At 58.4% G+C, this 19,019-nt stretch carries 16 protein-coding genes; all 16 read left to right on the top strand.

The features are described 5' to 3' along the window. Window positions 1-193: hypothetical protein (locus ACYQ11_RS18510; RefSeq protein ID WP_459925305.1), on the top strand; the 193-nt coding region annotated here is incomplete at its 5' end. Between the two features lie 58 nt (window positions 194-251). Beyond that, the gene (tssH, locus tag ACYQ11_RS18505) at window positions 252-2,999 is read left to right on the top strand and encodes a type VI secretion system ATPase TssH (protein WP_459925304.1); all 2,748 of its coding nucleotides are present in this window, start codon (window positions 252-254) and stop codon (window positions 2,997-2,999) included. A 139-nt stretch (window positions 3,000-3,138) separates the two neighbouring features. Then, entirely contained in the window at window positions 3,139-5,235 is a 2,097-nt protein-coding gene (locus ACYQ11_RS18500) for a type VI secretion system Vgr family protein (RefSeq protein ID WP_459925303.1), read from the top strand. Between the two features lie 30 nt (window positions 5,236-5,265). Continuing rightward, on the top strand, window positions 5,266-6,666 hold the full coding sequence (locus ACYQ11_RS18495) for a HEAT repeat domain-containing protein (RefSeq protein WP_459925302.1): 1,401 nt from the start codon (window positions 5,266-5,268) through the stop codon (window positions 6,664-6,666). Continuing rightward, a complete protein-coding gene (locus ACYQ11_RS18490) occupies window positions 6,663-7,172 on the top strand; it encodes a DUF6484 domain-containing protein (protein ID WP_459925301.1) in 510 nt (169 codons plus the stop codon). Before ACYQ11_RS18495 ends, ACYQ11_RS18490 begins: the two co-directional genes overlap by 4 nt. Window positions 7,173-7,208: 36 nt before the next feature. After that, a complete protein-coding gene (locus ACYQ11_RS18485; RefSeq protein ID WP_459925300.1) occupies window positions 7,209-7,847 on the top strand; it encodes a DUF4150 domain-containing protein in 639 nt (212 codons plus the stop codon). Window positions 7,848-7,853: 6 nt separating this feature from the next. Then, window positions 7,854-10,817 (top strand): metallophosphoesterase, encoded by a 2,964-nt coding sequence (locus ACYQ11_RS18480; protein WP_459925299.1) that lies wholly within the window; start codon window positions 7,854-7,856, stop codon window positions 10,815-10,817. A 76-nt stretch (window positions 10,818-10,893) separates the two neighbouring features. Beyond that, complete coding sequence (locus tag ACYQ11_RS18475) at window positions 10,894-11,877, top strand: pentapeptide repeat-containing protein (RefSeq protein WP_459925298.1); 984 nt, start codon at window positions 10,894-10,896, stop codon at window positions 11,875-11,877. Window positions 11,878-11,980: 103 nt separating this feature from the next. After that, the gene (locus tag ACYQ11_RS18470) at window positions 11,981-13,000 is read left to right on the top strand and encodes a DUF2169 family type VI secretion system accessory protein (RefSeq protein WP_459925297.1); all 1,020 of its coding nucleotides are present in this window, start codon (window positions 11,981-11,983) and stop codon (window positions 12,998-13,000) included. Next, a complete protein-coding gene (locus ACYQ11_RS18465; RefSeq protein ID WP_459925296.1) occupies window positions 12,987-14,072 on the top strand; it encodes a hypothetical protein in 1,086 nt (361 codons plus the stop codon). Before ACYQ11_RS18470 ends, ACYQ11_RS18465 begins: the two co-directional genes overlap by 14 nt. A 139-nt stretch (window positions 14,073-14,211) precedes the next feature. Then, window positions 14,212-14,523, top strand: coding sequence for a hypothetical protein (locus ACYQ11_RS18460; RefSeq protein WP_459925295.1), 312 nt, complete (start codon window positions 14,212-14,214; stop codon window positions 14,521-14,523). A 22-nt stretch (window positions 14,524-14,545) separates the two neighbouring features. Beyond that, window positions 14,546-16,537, top strand: coding sequence for a V-type ATP synthase subunit I (locus ACYQ11_RS18455; RefSeq protein ID WP_459925294.1), 1,992 nt, complete (start codon window positions 14,546-14,548; stop codon window positions 16,535-16,537). 13 nt (window positions 16,538-16,550) lie between these two features. After that, entirely contained in the window at window positions 16,551-17,039 is a 489-nt protein-coding gene (locus tag ACYQ11_RS18450; protein ID WP_459925293.1) for a V-type ATP synthase subunit K, read from the top strand. A 17-nt stretch (window positions 17,040-17,056) separates the two neighbouring features. Then, the gene (locus ACYQ11_RS18445) at window positions 17,057-17,683 is read left to right on the top strand and encodes a V-type ATP synthase subunit E (RefSeq protein ID WP_459925292.1); all 627 of its coding nucleotides are present in this window, start codon (window positions 17,057-17,059) and stop codon (window positions 17,681-17,683) included. Next, on the top strand, window positions 17,680-18,681 hold the full coding sequence (locus ACYQ11_RS18440) for a V0D/AC39 family V-type ATPase subunit (protein ID WP_459925291.1): 1,002 nt from the start codon (window positions 17,680-17,682) through the stop codon (window positions 18,679-18,681). Before ACYQ11_RS18445 ends, ACYQ11_RS18440 begins: the two co-directional genes overlap by 4 nt. Then, window positions 18,678-18,998 (top strand): V-type ATP synthase subunit F, encoded by a 321-nt coding sequence (locus ACYQ11_RS18435; RefSeq protein ID WP_459925290.1) that lies wholly within the window; start codon window positions 18,678-18,680, stop codon window positions 18,996-18,998. The genes ACYQ11_RS18440 and ACYQ11_RS18435 overlap by 4 nt, the downstream gene beginning before the upstream one ends. Window positions 18,999-19,019 lie beyond the last annotated feature (21 nt).

Below are 19,019 nucleotides of genomic sequence, written 5' to 3'. Positions count from 1 at the left end.
GGTGCGTTACCGTAGAATTAAAACCATGACCGGTACGGCATCTGACGATTGGCTGGTCAGAAAAAATATTCACCACGAAGCACACGAAGAGCACGAAGATAGGCTTAAACTATGTTTTTTTCTTCGTGACCCTTCGCGCTCTTCAGTGAGCGCAGCGAACGGGTGGTCAAACAAACACGGTGCGTTACCGTAGAATTAAAACCATGGCCGGTACGGCATCTGACGATTGGCTGGTAAATGAAAGGATTGGCATGATCACAGTGGGTATCAAACCCCTTTTGGGGCGACTGAACGATTTTTGCAGGAAGAAGCTGGAAGCGGCGGCGGGCATGTGCGTGGCGCGGTCCCATTACGAAATCACCGTGGAGCATGTGCTCTGGCAGGTGCTTGACGAGCCCCGGTCGGATCTGGCGCTGCTTTTCGCCCATTATGCCATAAGCCCCGACACGCTCCGGGCCCTCATCAACCGGAGCCTCGAAGACCTTCCCACCGGAAACAGCGCCAGACCCGTGTTCTCTCCCCGGCTCCTCGCATGGTACCAGGAAGCCCAGCTGGCCGGGACCGTGGAGTTGGAAGAGCCCCTGATACGCTCGGGCGCTCTCCTTCTGGCCTGCCTCAACCGGATCTCCCAGCTGGGGGAACCCCAGGTCATGGACGGCTTCCAGGGCATCGACCGGGACGACCTGATCCGACGGTTCAGCGATCTGACCGACGGCTCCATTGAAAACCGGAGTCCGGAAAACGCGGCCGCCCTGCCGACACGGTCCGGAGAAAAAACCGCCCTCGACCGGTTCTGCGAAGACATCACCCGCAAGGCCGCCGACGGCCGCATCGACCCCGTGTTCGGCAGGGACCGGGAGATCCGCCAGGTGGTGGATATCTTTGCCCGAAGGCGAAAAAACAACCCCATCGTGGTGGGCGAGGCCGGGGTGGGCAAGACGGCCATCGTCGAAGGGCTGGCCCTGCGCATCGTGGAGGGGGATGTGCCCGATTTTCTTAAAGAAGTCCGACTGCTCAGTCTGGACATGGGCCTTCTTCAGGCCGGGGCCGGGGTCAAGGGAGAATTCGAAAACCGCCTGAAAAACGTCATCACCGAGGTCAAGGCCTCGGAAATCCCCATCATTTTATTCATTGACGAAGCCCACACCATGATCGGAGCCGGGGCCGCCGCCGGAGGCAGCGACGCAGCCAACCTGCTCAAGCCCGCCCTGGCCCGGGGAGAACTGCGGACCATTGCCGCCACCACCTGGTCCGAGTACAAGAAATATTTCGAGAAAGATGCGGCCCTGGCCCGGCGTTTCCAGCCGGTCCATCTGGACGAACCGTCCGAGGACGACGCCGTCCTGATTCTTCGGGGGCTCAAGAGCAAGTACGAACGCGCCCACGGCGTGATCATCCGGGACGACGCGGTCACGGCCGCGGCCCAGATGGCGTCCCGCTACATTTCCGGCCGCTATCTTCCGGACAAGGCCATCGACCTGCTCGACACCAGTGCCGCCCGTGTCAAGGTGCTGCTGACCGCCAAACCCGCCCGCATCGAAACCGTCGAACGGCGCCTTGAGGCCCTGACCCGGGAAAAGGTGGCCCTCGTCCGGGATCATCTGTACGGGGCCCCGGCGGACGCGGAACGATCCGACCGGATCAGCGACGATATCGCCCATCTGGAGCAGGAACGAGACGATCTCACGGCCCGCTGGAACAAGGAAAAGGATCTGGCCCGACGCCTTCTGGCCTGCCGGGAGGAACGGGTGCTGCTGGACGGGGAGACCCTGAACCCGGACATCGAAAAGGAAGTGAATGCCCTGGTCCGGGCCAACGCCGGTTCCCCTGCGGATGACGATCCGCCGAATGGAGAACCCGTGGACCGGGCGGACCGCATCCAGGCCCTGAACACCGAACGGGACGCCATCTTCCGTGAACTTGAAACGATCCAGGGCATCGATCCCCTCCTCCAGATCGAGGTCACCCCCGACGGGGTGTCCCAGGTGGTGTCGGACTGGACCGGCATCCCCGTAGGCCGGATGATGGACGACGAGGCCCACACCGTCATGAATCTTGCGAACAATCTGAAAACCCGGGTCCGGGGTCAGGACGCCGCCCTGTCGGACATCGCCCGGGTGATTCAGGCCTCCAAAACGGGCTTGAAAGATCCCCGTCAGCCTTCGGGCGTCTTTCTTCTGACCGGCCCCAGCGGGGTGGGCAAAACCGAAACGGGCCTTGCCATGGCCGAGCTTCTGTTCGGCGGCGAGAGGTTCACCGTGACGGTAAACATGAGTGAGTTCCAGGAAAAGCACACGGTCAGCCGCCTGATCGGATCACCCCCCGGTTATGTGGGGTTCGGCGAAGGGGGCCTCCTGACCGAAGCCGTGCGCCGGCGGCCTTATTCCGTGGTCCTGCTCGACGAGGCGGAAAAGGCCAACCCGGACGTGATGAACCTGTTTTACCAGGTCTTTGACAAAGGCATGCTGGCCGACGGCGAGGGGCGGAACATCAATTTCAAGAACACCGTGATCTTCATGACCAGCAACCTGGCCGCCGACCGCATCGCCGAGGCCCTGGCCGCCGATCCGGCCATGGGTTCCGACGATCTCGTTGCCGCCATCCGGCCCGAACTCAGCAGCCATTTCAAACCGGCCCTTCTGGCACGCATGACCATCGTCCCCTTCCGGCCCCTTGATTCGACCATCATGGCCGATATCGTCCGCATGAAAATCGGGCGGGCCACCCGGCGCACGGCCGAAGCCCACGGCCTGACCCTTCGGATCGACGAGGCCGTCATCGAACGGATCGCCGCCCGCTGCCTGGAAGTGGAAACCGGGGCCCGGAACATCGACCATATCCTGTCCGGCAGCGTCCTGCCCCTGTTGTCCCAAAAAATCCTGGAGACCATGGCCCGAAACCATCGGCCCGAGGCCCTGACCCTTGGCGTTTCGCCCGACGGCCACATCATTCTTGCCGAGCCGACCCCCGAGACCGACGATGCGGAGCAGATCCGATGACAGACTCCCCGACGACCCCGGCCCCATCGTGCCCGTTCACAAAGCCAGTACCCGAAGCCGATTCCGTCCGCTCACAAATACGGTCACGAAAGGCAAAACCGATTCAACCCAAAACCCCAGCGCGGAGGTGACAGCGATCATGGACTTATCTTTGTTCAACACATTGCGGCAGTTTGACCTGACCCTTGCCGGGGAGGCCATGGACGTCTACGCCATCGACATCCGGGAAGCCCTGTTCGAGGATTTCTCGGCCACGGTCACCCTGGTCAGCCAGCGGCGTCTGACCATCCGTGACTATCTGGGCGAGGACGCCGTCCTGACCCTCCTGGGCCGCAAGGAAAACCGGTATATTCACGGCATGGTCGCTGCCATGGAAGAGCTTGAGGAACGCGGACGCCATTACCTGTACCGGATCGGAATCATGCCTTATCTTTATCGTCTCGGTCTGATCCAGGACGTTCGAATCTTCCAGAACACCACCGTACCCGACATCATCGCCGAGGTGCTGAAAACCGGCGGCATCCTGTCCAGCCAGGTCGAGTTCCGGCTCCACGAGGCCTATGCCCCCCGGGAGTACTGCGTGCAGTACCGGGAAACCGGCCTCGACTTCATCCGGCGTCTGATAGCCGAGGAAGGGATGTTTTATTATTACGAGTTCACGGACTCGGCCCATCTTCTGATCATGGGGGATTCCTACCTCTGTCACAGACCCGTACCCGGCATCCCCCGGATTCACTTTTCACCCAAAGGCCAGCTGATCGACGCCGACGAGCCTGTGACGGTGTTTGACGTCAAGGATGCCGTGACCACGGGACGCATCGATCTTGCCGACTATCATTTCGAAAAACCCTCGTACCAGCCACGGTCCCGGGCCGTCTCGGACCGCTGCGACGACCTGGCCCGCTACGACTACCCCGGCTATCTGGCCGATGAAACCACCGGCGGCCGCCTGGCCCGGGTCCTGCTCGAGCGCCACACCCACACCCGGCTGACCATGGCGGGTGAAAGCGTTTGCAAACGATTCGTTCCCGGCCACCGCTTCACCCTGACCGACCACCCCAACGCCGACACGGCCATCGAGTACACCCTGCTGTCGGTCCATCACCAGGGCAAACAGCCCCAGGCACTCCGGGAACTGGCCGAAGCCAACGAGGGCAACACCTACGGCAACACCTTCACCTGCATCCCCTCAGAGACCACCTACCGTCCCCCGGCCATGAAAAAGCCTTCGGTCTTTGGCGTCCAGACCGCCGTGGTCACCGGCCCCGATACCGAAGAAATCTTCACCGACTCCTACGGCCGCATCAAGGTAAGGTTCCACTGGGACCGCAACACCGAGGCCCCCACGGACAAGACCAGCTGCTGGATGCGCGTGGCCCAGTCCTTCGCAGGCTCAGGCTGGGGCGCCCTGTTCATCCCCCGCATCGGCCAGGAGGTGATCGTCAGCTTCATCGACGGCGACCCGGACCGCCCCCTCATCACCGGCGCGGTCTACAACGGCCGCAACACGCCGCCTTACGCCCTGCCCGATGAAAAAACCAAAACCACCATCAAAACCGAATCCACCCCCGGCGGCGGCGGCTTCAACGAACTGCGCTTCGACGACAAAAAAGACGAAGAGGAAATCTACCTCCACGGCGAAAAAGACTGGAGAATCGAGATCTTAAACGACAAATCCCAGACCGTCGGCCGCGACGAAACACTCGACGTCGGAAACGACCGCAGCAAAACCGTCGCCAACGACCAGAAGGAAAGCATCGGTAACAACAAGGATATCACGGTTACCAAGAACCATACCGAATCCATCGGAGAAAACAGCACCCACAGCATCGGAAAGAATTCCGATGAACGGGTGGGAGAGGACAAAACCGTTGCCGTCGGCAAGAAACGCACGGAACGGATCGGAGATGACTCAACCCTCAACGTGGGCAAGAATCTGACGCTGAGCGTCTCTGAAAACCGGACCGAGGATATCGGAAGAAACCACACCGAAACCATCGGCAAGAACTTGACCCTCGATGTGGGAGAAAAAACCGGCATCAGCATCGGCAAAGACCTGTCGTTGATGGTGGGGACCAAAACCGTGATCAGCAGTCAGGATCAGATCACCTTTGAATGCGGCCAGGCCGCCATCATCATGAAAAAAGACGGTAAAATCCAGATTTCCGGAGTGGATATCACGATCAGCGCCGGCGGCAAACTGGTCACCAGGGGCCAGGCCATTTCGGGCAACTGATGATCGACCGATGAAAGGAGAGGGTTCGCCATGACGTCAACGCATCACACCAGAGACCTGCACCGCAGTTTGTACATGGAGCACCTTGAAGAGCTGTCCATGCTCTATGACCGGCGTTGCGCATGGCCTGATCAGCCCGGACGGCCATGGGCCGCCCGGGCCGACCTGGAGCAGCGCTGTGAGCCCCACATCGACGCCCAGGTCATCGGGGGAGAGGAGGCCCTTTTGATCTGCGAGCGGCAAATCAAGGCCGGAGATGACGGAGAACGCTACGGCGCCCTGCGGGTGATGTGCAGGCTGGGCCGGATGGACGGGCTCAGGACCGCTCTGGACGCCATGGATCTTACGGACGCCTCCACCCTGAGGGCGGCCGGTGACGCCTTGTGCGCCGATCTTCCGGATTCTTTGAACGACGAATGCATCCGTTTTTTACTGGAACGCGGCCCCGGCCCCATCCGGCTGGCGGCACGCATCATCGCCGTTCGACGGATCGATGTCGCCCGAGACCTGTTTGACCTTCTGACCGTCCATGCCGAGGACCGGGAAACGGCCGCGGTCATCCTCCATGCCCTGGGACGGCTCCGGCCCTCCGGCGGGGCCTCGGCCCTTCGGCCCTTTCTGCACAGCACCCACGCAGACGTGGTCGATGCGGCGATGTTTGCCCTTGTCCGCATGGGCGAACGCAAGACCCTTCACGAGGCCATGGCCGTGACCGACACCGGAAGCCGGGGCCTGTTTCTGGGCTTATGCGGGGCCCGGACCGATCTGGAGGCCCTGCTTTTTTCCCTGACCCGGACCAGCCTGTCCAGGGACCATGTGCTCGGCCTGGGCCTTCTGGGCAACGTGGCGGCGATCCCGGAACTGACGGCCTGCCTCGATCATCCCGATCTGGCCGGCATGGCCGCCCTGTCTCTGAACCTGATCACCGGCGCCGGGCTTGACGAGGCGGTGTTTGTCCCCGATCCCGACGACCTTCTCGACGATGAGCGTAAGCATTGGGAACAGGGTCTGTTGTACCCAACGGGTGAAAAGCCGGGACAACGCATCCGCCGCATCTCCAGGCAGCCGGAAGACTGGGGCCGCTGGTGGCGGGACAAGCGGTTTCGATTCGATCCCGAAATGCGCTACCGGAACGGCCGGCTTTATTCTCCGGAACGACTTCTGGAAAACCTGAGCGACCCGGACAGCCCCGACCTCATCCGCAATCTGGCCTGCGAGGAACTCGTGATCCGCTACGGCATCGACATTCCCTTTGACACCCGCATGCCCGTTGCGGACCAACAGCGGGCCATCGGCGCCATGGGGGCCCGCCTGATCGGCAACCCGGACGGTTTTGTCGAAGGGCTCTGGTATGACCGGGGAAAGCCGATCCCCGACCCGGTCCGGGACGCCGAGCCTGCAAATCGCCCCTCCCGTGAGGTCATCGCATGACCCGGTACGCCCCGGAGATCCGGTTCGACCGGAACCGCTCACCCATGGCCGCCGTGCAGCCGAAGGTCGGACAGATCTGCCCCACAGCCAATCCGGCGACAATCATGGTTCAGTGCGAGGGCCAGTCGCCCGTACCCGCCCGGCTGATTGCAAGCGTGGACCGGAGCCTGCTCGCCGGAAAAGAAAGCATTGGTCGAAGCGTCTTGCTTGTTTTCGAAAACGGTGATCCCGCCTTGCCCATCATCGTCGGTGTTCTGGAAAACCTGATTGACGACATGGTGGCCCTTGCGATCGAGTCCTCCGAGGCCGGTCCCCAGGATAATCCCGAGGTCCTGGTGGACGGGGAAAAAATCACCTTCCAGGCGAAGGAGGAACTTGTCCTTAGGTGCGGTACCGGCAGCATCACCCTGACCCACAAAGGCAAAATCATCATCAAAGGCACAGACATCGTGTCCCGCGCCGCCAACACCAACAAAATCAAGGGCAGTTCTGTGGAGTTGAATTGAAACAAGCGATCATGAACCAGGAAAAGGAGAAGCATTATGGGCGCAACCGTCGCCGTCAACCAGCGCACCGTGGTCCACAAAAAAAGCGAAGGAACCTCCGTGGCCATGCCCGACATCTGCCTGACCCAGTGCGGGCCGCCGGTCGTCCCCATCCCCTATCCCAACATCGGCAAATCCGCCGATCTTGAAGGCGGGGCGCGCTCGGTCACAGCCGACGGCCAACCCCTGGGCCACGAACAGTCCTTCTTCAGCAAAACCACCGGCGACGAGGCCGGAGACAAAAAAGGCGTCTCCTCCGGCACCACCGCCGGCAAGGCCGAGTTCGTCAGCTTCTCCTTCGACGTCAGCGTCGAAGGCAAGGGCGTGGTCCGGGCAGGCGACCTGATGGTCCACAACACCAAAAACACCCCGCCCACCCCCCTGATGCAGCCGCCTTTGGTTCAGACCATTGTCGATGAAACCCCGGTGATCCCGGAGCAGGGGAAGGTGGAGATTGAAGTGATCGGCCCCTTTGGCGAACCCATGGAGGGAATGGTGCTTGACGTCGACGTTGATGGGAAAAAAGAAAGAAAAACCGTGATGTCACGGGGCCAGATGTTTCATGTGTCGGATCAAGATTCAGTGACCCTGACCGTTGAGAACAAATCAATAACCACTCAAAAAAAAGAATCGTAGAACCTCATGAGCGATGCAGGTCTGAAAGATACCGTTAAACTATCAATCAACAAAAAACATCGTATTGAATTGAAATCCGTGCAGGCGATCATTTTGACACCGGCCCTCGGGTATCCCGCCATCGTGAGGACAAGGGCCGACGGGTCAGCCTGGCTTGAAATGATCATCCTCACAAAAAAAAGCCGTCTTGAACCGGACGAAGTGGCTTACCATGTCAGACTGACGTCATGGAGCCAAAAAGATATCCCCAGTCATTATTCTTCCCGGAGACTTTCAATCTTTCAAAACTATTTTCTCAAGAATCATTTCCCGATACCGGTTGAAAATCTGGTCAAAGTATCAAAATGTTTCACCTGGACTGAGGACACCTTCGGATTGGGAACTGACGGGTGTGACGTTTCAGACACACAATTTGAATTGAAACTGTGCATGTCCAATGTGTTTGACTGGGTGATGAAATCATACAAAGAAAAAGGGTATGAGCATATTTTTAAAATCGCAGTCAATCTGGCCCATGAACCGCTTATCGAAAACAATCTCTATAATGTCATATGGCTTGAAAAAGAGGCCATGCTTGAGATTGATCAAAGACCCAGCATAGCGAAAGTCATTCGTGGTTACCTTAAAAGCAAATTGCCCGACATTGTTTTTACGGAAGACGGCACGCCCTATGGCGCCTTGAAAATGAAGCTTTCGGACTTCGGTAAAGGGCCTGAGGCCGATTCAGCCGAAGACATCAGGGTTTCGATATACGCGCCTGTGTACAGATCATCCAAAAACGAATTCAATATCGGCCACATCACCGATATTCATCTCGACACCCGCATGGATGTGTACGCCCAGTCCGAGGCCTCGGTGATTGAAGTCAAAGCGAACTGCGGTGAACATTTAACGTTTGATGCCAACCGGCGCATCGTTGCCGATAACGAACTCCATGCGCCCCTTAAAAACAAGGTGGCAAACTTCAACGCTTACTTCAAGGACATATGCAGGGGCCTGTTTGAAAAAGGCGCGGATTGCCTGGTGGTCACCGGGGATCTGGTGGATTACAACCGGGGCCTTCATACAACGCAGACATTTAAAAAGACCCCTGAAAAACCCGGAAAGACCTGGTCGTCCCTCAACGTTCCTTACAATAAGCATGAAAAAGACCGGAACTGGTTTTTGTTCTATCAGGTTCTCCTGTCCTTATATGACGACATCGGAAAACCGATCTTCACCGTACTTGGCAACCATGATTACGTGAAATACGCCATGTCCCCATGGCCTTTGGGAGGCACACTGTGGAATGGCGTCTATGACCAGAATCTGACCCGTTACGAATCCGCGCTGATGTTCGGACGCCATGATTTCCTTGAAAAAATCAAACCTCTAAATGAATCAGGGCTCAGTCTGGGGCCTGGATACAACAGCCCTGTCGAATTTCTTGCTGACGGATTTGAACATATTTCCTGTGTTCAATGGTATTCGTATTTTATTAATCCCTTTGCGGATTTTGTTGTGGATCTTGGCAAACAGAGTCTTTTCATGGTGGATTGGGGATGCACATCAGACATTAAAATGTCTGTACTCAAAGGCTCCGGCGGGCTTCATCATGCGGCCAACCTGTTCAAGGACAAAATGGATTTCGGGAAAATGGTCGACACCGAAAACGGCAGGGAATACAAAAAGAATTTCTTTCAGGCTCCGTTTCTGATCAGGAATTATTCGATTTACTGGGCCTGGGTCAACAGCCATTTTGAAAAAATAAAAATCCTGTTTATGCACGCCACCGCCATCTGCCCCAAGGACGATGTGTCCGAGTGGGAACTGGAAAATATCTATGGATGGGATGATGGTCAGCTTCAGTACGGAAGTTTTGACGAAGCCCGGATTCACATCTTGAGAGCGGTTGAACAGGGGCGTCTGAATATGATCGTCAGCGGACACAGCCATCGAAATATTGTCATGGAGGTAAAAGACTCAAGACCCGACAAGGTGCGTCTTCTGTCCGCCGGTGAAATCATGGATACGGGAGCGGTTGACCCGAAGCACATCGTCATGGTCAGCAGCAGCGCGGGCCCCCTCCCCAAATATCTGCCCGGTGCTCCCAAAATCTGTGGCTGCGACCCCAAAAAACACCAAAAATATAAAACAGGGTATTACCACGACGGCCGGTCTCTTTTCACCATTGACGACAAGAAAAAAACGTTAAAAATAAAGGGTTCGACATGTCCGGACTGCAAGATGCCAATAAGTAAGATGATGAAAAAACCTCCGGCCCGCCATAAGCCCGGGGGCAATGTCTTAACCTTCGAAGACGGCAAGGTCAGGATACAAACGGTCGTTGTCAGCGATTCCCGTGCCCTTCCCTCAAAGCCCCGAAAAGGTCCCTTGTGTGAAGAATGGGGCGTGATGACGGATGATATGGTGTTGGAGGGGGTTGATAATAAAATAATTTTTGGTGATTTGGATAAGTATGATTTAATTGATATCATCAGCAGAAAACCCTTCATTCGATACAATCATATGGAATTCCCAACAACAGTTAAGTATGCCAATTATGAGTTGGGAAACCTTGCAAAACTAGTTAAAAACTCTTCTGTTGACACGGTTCATGAAGTACCAGAAAATGGAAAACCATTTTGGATAAGGATATCTCAGACGGTAATTAAAAAAATATATACAAAGTTAATGATATCAGCAAAAAGCAATCAAAGTATGACCTTTATGCGATATTTGTTTTCAGACAATGATGCTTGGGACCGCGAGATAAAAATCACAAAGAACGTCATAGCCCAGAGTAAGGATTTATATGAAGAAGGAAAAATAAGAACCATCAATGCGATTGAAAAAACGAAAGCATTTTTTTCAGATTATGAACCAAAACTTCTTAAGGCAAAATATGACCCGTTTGAAGGCTTGATCATTGAATTTAAAACAGAGCCTGATTTTAAAAAAAGGAAAAATCCCAATGTGTGCGGTTATTAAACGATATTTTTGTATAGGGTTTGTTATCTGTTTAACAGCCTGCAACAGTGGTCTATCGGATAGAAAGGGAAGTGAAATGGACAATAAAGCCTTAACAACGCTAAAACTGAGTTCAACTGTGTTTAATAAGATGTATGCCGGTAAGACTGTGGACCTGGAAGGGGCGGATTTGAGCGGCGTGTCAATCAGCGGTGCCGAACTTACCGGTGCGAATTTAAAAAACGCTGTTTTAACCAAAACACTGTTTAAAAAATGCAATTTGAAAAATACCGACTTATCCGGTTCGTTATTTGAACGAACCGTTTTTGCAGAATGCGAGATGGAAGGGATTGTAATCAAGAATTCCAAACTTTTCAGAATAAAAGCATTAGAGTGCAATATGGAAAGTTCCAACCTGGAAGGTTCTTCGTTTGAATTGCCGTATTTTGAAAAAACAACGCTATATAAAACCAATCTGAATAATGTTGAAATGAAATCAGCGGGGTTTTATAAATCAGAAATCCAATTTTGCCGGATTCAAAAAAGCACATTCCTTGAAATAGTCGTAAACGACTCCAATTTCATCGGTTCCGATCTCACAGACACGAAAATGCAGGGCGACATCCTGGAATCATCCAGCTTTAGTCAATGTATTTTAACCAGAGCAAATTTTTCAGGTTCAACTCTGAAAGGACGATTATGGAGTAATCCTGATTTTGAAGATGCCAAAGCAAAAGACATCAATTTCAGCGGATGCCGGTTTGATTTTGTATCAATGGGGGACGCTGATCTTGAAAATGCTGATTTTTCAAAATCAAATATAGAATTACTGGATGCTCAGGATGCAAATCTAAAAAATGCACGATTTATCGACTCAAGTTTAAACGGTTTGAATTTAGGGCATTCAGATTTGACTAATGCTGATTTTTCAAAATCAACAATAGTTAGAAAAATAATATTAAGAGATACAAAACTTGAGGGTGCTATATTTGATTATGTCACTCTGTTTCAAAACCCAGAAATTATACTCAATGACACCATCTACGAAGGAAAATCCCTTCCGATCAAACCGATTCATTGAGGGACGTTCAGATTTGCGGGGATTCAAAACGATATCCGGATGGGGATGTGAGCCTGCTTTTGGTCTCTTTCAACGTGGTTGAAATAGTTGTTTCGTTGATTTTATGACCCTGACCCACAACAAAACTCCTTACATCGCCGATACCTTTCCGGTTCAGGACCGGGAGGGGAATCCCGTGGCGCTTACGGTGGTCAAGGCCACGTTTCGTTTTGGTGCGGACGGTGAGGTTGCGCTTGCCGATGAGCAGGTGCCGATTTGTCTCGCGGACGAGTACCGGGGGGAGGTGACGGCAAGCAGCCTTTGTTATGCCTCGGATCTGGCGCTCGAGAAGACGGGAACGGATATCGTGCTGAACGGGAAGGCCTACGCGCCGGGAGGCCGGCCGGTGACCCGGCTCGGCGTGCGGCTTGCGGTGGGTCGTGTGTCGAAAACCCTGTCCGTGCGCGGCGATCGGTTCTGGCAGGTCGGCATGGGCCTGATCAGCGCCTCCCGGGCCTGTCCGTTTATCACCATGCCCCTGGTGTACGAGCGGGCCTTCGGGGGGGAGGACCGGTTTCACAACAATGAAAAGAAATGGGGCGTGTGCCGAAAAAACCCCGTGGGCACAGGGTTCCGGCTGAGCCGGAAGAAAAAAGCCATTGACGGTCTCACACTGCCCAACATCGAAGACCCCAGACGGCCCATGAAACGATGGAACGACAAACCCGAACCGGCAGGATTCGGGTTTGTCGCACCCGCCTGGGAACCCAGGGCCGGACGTTGCGGCACCTTTGACGCGGCCTGGGAGCGCCACCGCCGTCCCCTGCTTCCCGAAGATTTTGATCCGCGCTTTTACAACGCCGCACCGGAGGATCTGATCGCAAGGCCCTTCCTCGACGGCAACGAAAAGGTGGTGCTGAAGAACCTCCATCCCGAAGCTGAGCTCGTGCGTTTCTCCCTGCCGCGTCTTCATCTTGTGACGGCCTACATCTTCGAGCACCAGACCTGGAAACCCCAACCCGTTTTCGACACGCTGATCATCGAACCGGATGAGAACCGGCTGATCATGGTGTTCCGGTCCTCCTATGCGGGACCCGAACCGCTCACCCGCCTCAAACAGGTTCACGTCTATGAAAACGCCTGAGCATCCGACGCCCCCCTGGTGCGTCAGCGGCCTGGGCCTGGTCACGGCCGTGGGCCATGATTACAAAACCGCCTGCGCCTCGATCCGGGCCGGGTTGAAGCGATCGACCAAGCTTCGGAATTTTTACGTGCCGAACCCGGCAGGCTTCGAGGATATCGACGACGGGCTGGTCACCGGGCACCCGGTTTTGGGCGGCGATCTCGACGACCGGGACTCACGCATCGTGACCCTTCTTGCCATGGCCCTGTCGGATCTGAAAGCCGATGCCGGGCTCGACGACACAACCCTTGCCGGAACCCGGTTTTATCTGGCCCTGCCTGATCCGGGCCGCGGCCCGTTTGACGAAGAAAGCCTCCGCGAGCGCCTGCGCGCCATCGACGCCTGGCCTTTTTCCGGTGAAACGCCCCTGCAGCTGATTGTCTCGGGCCATGCCGGCATGCTCGTTGCCCTGTCCGACGCCGTCACGCGGGGAGACATCGACCGGGCCGTCATCGCCGGGGCGGACAGCCTGATCAATTTTGACGATCTGTCCCGCCTGAATGCCCATGAACGTCTGAGAACGGCCCTCAACCCCGACGGCCTGATTCCGGGAGAAGCCGCCTCGGCCTTTCTTGTGGAGAAAACAGAGGCCGCCCGCAAACGAAAGGCCACGATCCACGGTCTGATTCACGCCGCGGCCACGGCCCGTGAATCCTTCCCCCTGGCCCCGGGAAAACCGGCCCTGGGAGCCGGCCTGGCCCAGGCCGTCACAGGGGCGCTGGATTCCGACAACCCGTCCCACATCGCCGCCGTGTTCACCGACGTCAATGGCGAACCCTGCCGTTTCGCCGAATGGAGCATGGTCCAGACCCGGGCCCTGCTCAACGTTCCGGGGCACAAAGAACCGTTCTACCCGGCCAGGAACGTGGGCGACACCGGCGCCGCCGGCCCCGGTGTCGCCGTCTGCCTGGCGACCGGGATGTTCGGCCGGAGCAAGGACGATCGGATCCTGATCCTCTCCTCGTCGGACACGGGCGAGCGGGGGGCGCTGAGCCTCGGCACCGGAGGGACCGGTCCATGGCCCGCCGATTGAAAAACGATATCGAACGACGCCGATCCCGATTCACCAATCCCTGAGACTGAACCGTCCCCGCCTTCGACCGAAAGGTTTGACGAAGGCGGGGCTTCCTGTTATTCTGACGGTCATCGTGTTGGAATCCCGAGGAACTGCCATGACCCACGGTCTTATCGAACGCATCCGACATGCCGAAACCGTCGCCGCCCAGCGGATCAGCCGGGCCGAAGCCGCGGCCGAAGAAAAACTTCGGGCCCTTGGAGAATCCCACCTGAACACCCTGCGGGAGATGGACGATTCGTTCCTGCTCCGGCGCGAGCATCTTCCGGATCTGGCCCGCGAAAGGGTTCAAGCCCTCCTTGACCGACAGACACAACGCCATGACCGGCAGGTCCGACTCCTTGAAAAACATGGTGCCGACCATGAAAACGAGGTGATCCGCCTGATGATCCAAACCCTTCTTGAGTGAGGATGCCATGGGAATCAGCCCGATGACGAAGGTTTTGATCGCAGGGCATCTCTCGGAATGCGAGAGATTTTCCGAGGCGCTTCAACGTCGGGCCCTGATTCATCTGTGCGAGCTGACCGACCAGGCACCCGGCGTCTTTTCCAGATCGCCCGCCCCCATGGACACCTTCGGGGCGTCCCAACTGTTCAGCCGTCTGAAGGACGCCCACCAAAGCCTTTCCCCCTGGCGGCGAGAACCCTCCCTTGTCCGCAGCCTCCTGTCCCCGCCCCGATCGATCGGCCGGCGGGAGTTCGACACCCTGATCACCCGCACCAGCCCGGACACCCTGGTGAACACCTGCCGGGCCCTTTTTTCGAAACGCGAGGCCCTTGTCGCCAAGCGGGAGGCCTGTCTGGCCGACCAGGCGGCCCTGGCGTTCTGGAACACGGTGACTGTGCCTCTGAACACCCTGGGCGACCACGGATCCTGGACCCTGGCTCTGGGCACGGTGCCCGCATCAAAGGTTCAGGCCCTTCAGCCTGACGGCCCCCTGGATGTGGCCTTCCTGGGCGGAAACCAAAGGCGGCGCATCGTTTTGTGCGCCTTTCACGCCAAGGACAGGGACCCGGCCCGGGACCTTCTCACGGCGGCGGATTTTTCGCCCTGCCCTCTGACGCAAACCCCCGAGTCCCCGGCCCTGCGCTTCGCCCGCAACCGCCGCCGTCTCACGGCGATGGGCCGTGCTCTTGCCGCCGTCGACGACGCCCTCTCCCGGCGGGCCCAGGATGCGACCCGCCTTAAGGCCCTGCTTCGTCATTACGGCACCCTCAACCGCCGAAGCCGGATCTTCGAAACCTGGCTGACCTCGGCCAACGCCTTTCTGATCACCGGCTGGGTCCGCTCCGACCGGTTGGCCGACCTGAATGCCCTGGTGTCCTCCTTCGACACCCTGTCCGTGGACATCGTCCGTCCCGGTCCCGGGGAGGCGCCCCCGGTGGCCCTCGAAAACCGCCCCGTGTTCGCCCCCTTCCAGGCAATCACCCGGCTCTACGGCCACCCGGCCCCGGACAGCCTGGACCCCAGTCCGGTTCTGTCGATCTTCTTCGCCGTCTTTTTCGGCATCACCCTAACCGATGCGGGCTACGGCCTGATCCTCGTCCTTCTGGCCCTTGCGGGCCTGTCCCGCTTCAAGAAGGGCCGGGACCTCTGGTGGATCGTGTTCTGGGGCGGCGTGTGCACCATTCCGGCGGGACTTTTGACCGGCGGCATCTTCGGCGACCTGTTCCGGACGGAGCTTCCCTTTATCAACGCCCAACGCCTCCAAACCGTTCGGGACCACCTGATGTGGTTCGACCCCATGACCGAGCCCATGACCTTTTTCAGGCTGGTGCTGCTGCTGGGCCTCGTCCATGTGGCCACGGGGCTGGTGCTGGGATGCGTATCGGATCTGCGGCGACACCGTCCGGCGGACGCCCTTTTCGATCACGCCGCCTGGCTTGTGATGCTCGGCGCCCTGTTGATCCTCTTTTTCGCAACCCCCGCCTGCATCGCCACGGGCCTATACGAAAAAACGGTTCCGCCCCTGCCCGCAAGCCTGGTCGCCCCGGCCTGGAGCGTGGTCGCCGCCATGGCCCTTGTGATCACGGGATTCGGGGCCCGGGACGAATCGTCCCTGTTTTTCCGGGTCGTGATCGGCCTTTTAAAGCTTCTGGTTCTGCGAGGTTTTTTTTCCTATGTGGGGGACATTCTCTCGTACATCCGGCTGATGGCCCTGGGCATGGTCACCGCGGGCATCGCCATGGCGGTGAACACCATCGCCTTTTACATGCGGGATATCCCGGTGGTGGGCCTGGGCCTGACGGTTTTGGTGCTGACGGCCGGACATCTTCTGAATCTTTCCATCAACCTTCTGGGCGGATGCGTTCACACCCTTCGCCTTCAGTATGTGGAATTCTTTTCGAAATTTTTCGAAGGGGGCGGCGAGCCCTTCGCCCCCCTGTCCGAAAACGTGCAGTACATCGATATCAGGGACTGAGAAGGAGGCAATCATGGAACAGGGCATGCAACTGGGGCTTTCGCTGGCCATTGCCGGAGGCGGTCTTTCGGCGTTCATGGCGGGCATCGGATCGATCATCGGCATCGGCATGACCGGTCAGGCGGCGGCGGGGGTCCTCCGGGAAGACCCGGAAAAATTCGGCGCCCTTTTTCTGCTGGTGGTGTTGCCGGGAACCCAGGGGTTCTACGGATTTATCGGGGCTTTTCTGGTGATGATCCGGCTGGGGCTGATCGGGGAGACGGTCCATACTCCCACTACGATCCAGGGCCTGGAAATGCTCCTTGCCTGCCTGCCCATGGCCGTCACCGGCCTGATCTCGGCCATTCACCAGGGCCGGGTCTGCACGGCCGGGGTCCATGTGGTGGCCCGTCACGCCGATCAGGCGATGAAAGCGGTGATCTTCGCGGCCATGGTGGAGACCTACGCCGTTTTGGGCCTCTTGACCACTTTTTTCATGCTGAACGGCATTCGGCTGGTCTGAGGGCCCGGAGAGAGATCATGGTATCCACCGTAGCGGAAAAAATTCTGGAGGACGCGGATCGTCGCGTCCGGGAGATCGAGGCGGCCGCCGACCAACAGGCCCGGGAGCTGAGCCGTGACCACGACCGCGAAGCAACGCAACACCGAAAGGCCCTGAAACAGGACCTCGACCAGGCGATCGAGGCCGAATCCACACGCATCGCAGCCCTTGCCGAGGTGGCCCTGCGCAACGACCGGCTGACACGGCGTCGGGAGATTCTCGACCGGATTGTGGCCCGCTGCGCCGCCGTGCTGACCGACGATCCGAATCTTTACCGTCGATTTCTCGAAGCCATGGCGGCCCGGGGCACCCGCACCGGCCGGGAAGAGGTTCAGGTGTCGGCCCGGGATATCGATCGGCTTGGGCCGGATCTGTTGGCCCGTCTCAACCGGGCCGTCGAAGAAAAGACCGGCCGTGCCGGACACCTGACCCTGTCGGCGTCGCCCGAGGATATGGGCGGGGGCCTGCGACTCACGGACGGCGCGGTGACGTTCAACGGCACCCTGGACCAGGCCCTCCGGACCCTTTTGGACCGTCACCTGGAAACCGTTCTGTCGACATTGTTCCCGGCCGGAAACGATCCGGCGCCTGAAGGTGAACCATGATGCTTCGATGGACCGACACCCGGGATATCTTCCTCACCGCCGCGTTGAGGGCCCGCGAAGCCCGGGGGCTGACCCGGGACATCCTGGACCGTCTTCTCCGGGCCCGGACCGAAGACGAGGCCGCCCGTGCTCTTTCGGGCACGATGTACGACGACCCCGACGGCCGAAGCGAGGATATCCGGACGCGCCTGGACCGTCGACGAAGCGACCTGTACGCGTTCGTCACGGCCCACACCGCCTGGGACGACCTGCCCCGTCTGATCGCCCTGCCCCACGACATCCACAACCTGAAGATCGCCCTCAAAGACGCCCTCTTCGACGCGGACAACAGCGATCTTATGGTGCCCTGGGGTGTTCTGCCGCCCCATGTGCTCTCGGACGTCGTCCGACGGGAGGCTTACGGGGAACTGCCCGGACCCCTGGCCGACGCCGCCGTCCGGGCCATCGAGGACTATTTCACCCACAGACAACCGGCTCTCCCGGATCTGGTGCTGGACCGTGCCATGCACGAGGCGGCCCTTTCGTTCTGCACCGCCCTGAAACAGCCGGTCCTTTACGGGTACTGGACCCGCCGGGTGGATCTGGCCAACATCCGTGCCTTTGCCCGCCGCGATCGGTTCGACCATCCGGCCCTTCTGTCCCGGCTGTTCATGCCGGGCGGACGCCTCCCGCCTGCGCGGTTCCTGTCGGCCTGTTCCGATCCGGACCCGTTGATCGGGGAAATCGAGAAAGACCCCGACTACGCCGCCCTGGGGGCCGCCCTCAGGTCCCATCCCCGGGCCCTTCTGGCCCTGGAACGTGAGGAGGACCGTGTGTTGACGGCCTTTCTCGATCCCCACCGCTTCGATATCGCGGGTGTGACGGCCGTGTACGTCCATGTGTGCGCCGTGGAACGGGAACTGACCCTTCTGGGAATGATCATGGCCGCGATCACCCATTTTCTGCCCCGGGAGACCCTGACCGAGCGGCTTTCGGTACTTGCGGGAGAAACGGCATGAACGAAACGGAAAAACCACTGGCCGTCATCGGCCCCCGGGAGGCGGTCCGCCCCTACAGAGCCCTGGGTGCCGTCACGGTGATCACCGACGAGCCCGAAGTAGCCCGTCACGCCCTTGTGGACCTGGCCGATGCAGGCCACCGGGTGATCCTGATCACCGACGACCTGCTCCGGGCGGTCCAGGACACGGCCGAGGCAATCATGGCCCGGACGGACGCGGCCGTCACGGCCCTTCCGGACCCGGACGGCGGCCGGTCTTTTTCGACAAACCGGCTCAGGGATCTGGCGTTCCGGGCCATCGGATTCAACCCGGGCTGATCCCGGCCCATCACGGCGGTA

This window comes from Desulfatiferula olefinivorans (assembly GCF_054657895.1).
Note: the sequence above shows the minus strand (reverse complement) of the source record. Positions and strands in the feature narration are given on the sequence as shown.

What these genes read in the sequence shown, in the direction of transcription:
- ACYQ11_RS18465 (WP_459925296.1), top strand. Translation starts at nt 12,987, where the DNA reads ATGAAAACGCCTGAGCATCCGACGCCCCCCTGGTGCGTCAGCGGCCTG.
- ACYQ11_RS18475 (WP_459925298.1), top strand. Translation starts at nt 10,894, where the DNA reads ATGGACAATAAAGCCTTAACAACGCTAAAACTGAGTTCAACTGTGTTT.
- ACYQ11_RS18460 (WP_459925295.1), top strand. Translation starts at nt 14,212, where the DNA reads ATGACCCACGGTCTTATCGAACGCATCCGACATGCCGAAACCGTCGCC.
- ACYQ11_RS18480 (WP_459925299.1), top strand. Translation starts at nt 7,854, where the DNA reads ATGAGCGATGCAGGTCTGAAAGATACCGTTAAACTATCAATCAACAAA.
- tssH (WP_459925304.1), top strand. Translation starts at nt 252, where the DNA reads ATGATCACAGTGGGTATCAAACCCCTTTTGGGGCGACTGAACGATTTT.
- ACYQ11_RS18500 (WP_459925303.1), top strand. Translation starts at nt 3,139, where the DNA reads ATGGACTTATCTTTGTTCAACACATTGCGGCAGTTTGACCTGACCCTT.
- ACYQ11_RS18440 (WP_459925291.1), top strand. Translation starts at nt 17,680, where the DNA reads ATGATGCTTCGATGGACCGACACCCGGGATATCTTCCTCACCGCCGCG.
- ACYQ11_RS18445 (WP_459925292.1), top strand. Translation starts at nt 17,057, where the DNA reads ATGGTATCCACCGTAGCGGAAAAAATTCTGGAGGACGCGGATCGTCGC.
- ACYQ11_RS18455 (WP_459925294.1), top strand. Translation starts at nt 14,546, where the DNA reads ATGACGAAGGTTTTGATCGCAGGGCATCTCTCGGAATGCGAGAGATTT.
- ACYQ11_RS18450 (WP_459925293.1), top strand. Translation starts at nt 16,551, where the DNA reads ATGGAACAGGGCATGCAACTGGGGCTTTCGCTGGCCATTGCCGGAGGC.
- ACYQ11_RS18435 (WP_459925290.1), top strand. Translation starts at nt 18,678, where the DNA reads ATGAACGAAACGGAAAAACCACTGGCCGTCATCGGCCCCCGGGAGGCG.
- ACYQ11_RS18485 (WP_459925300.1), top strand. Translation starts at nt 7,209, where the DNA reads ATGGGCGCAACCGTCGCCGTCAACCAGCGCACCGTGGTCCACAAAAAA.
- ACYQ11_RS18495 (WP_459925302.1), top strand. Translation starts at nt 5,266, where the DNA reads ATGACGTCAACGCATCACACCAGAGACCTGCACCGCAGTTTGTACATG.
- ACYQ11_RS18470 (WP_459925297.1), top strand. Translation starts at nt 11,981, where the DNA reads ATGACCCTGACCCACAACAAAACTCCTTACATCGCCGATACCTTTCCG.
- ACYQ11_RS18490 (WP_459925301.1), top strand. Translation starts at nt 6,663, where the DNA reads ATGACCCGGTACGCCCCGGAGATCCGGTTCGACCGGAACCGCTCACCC.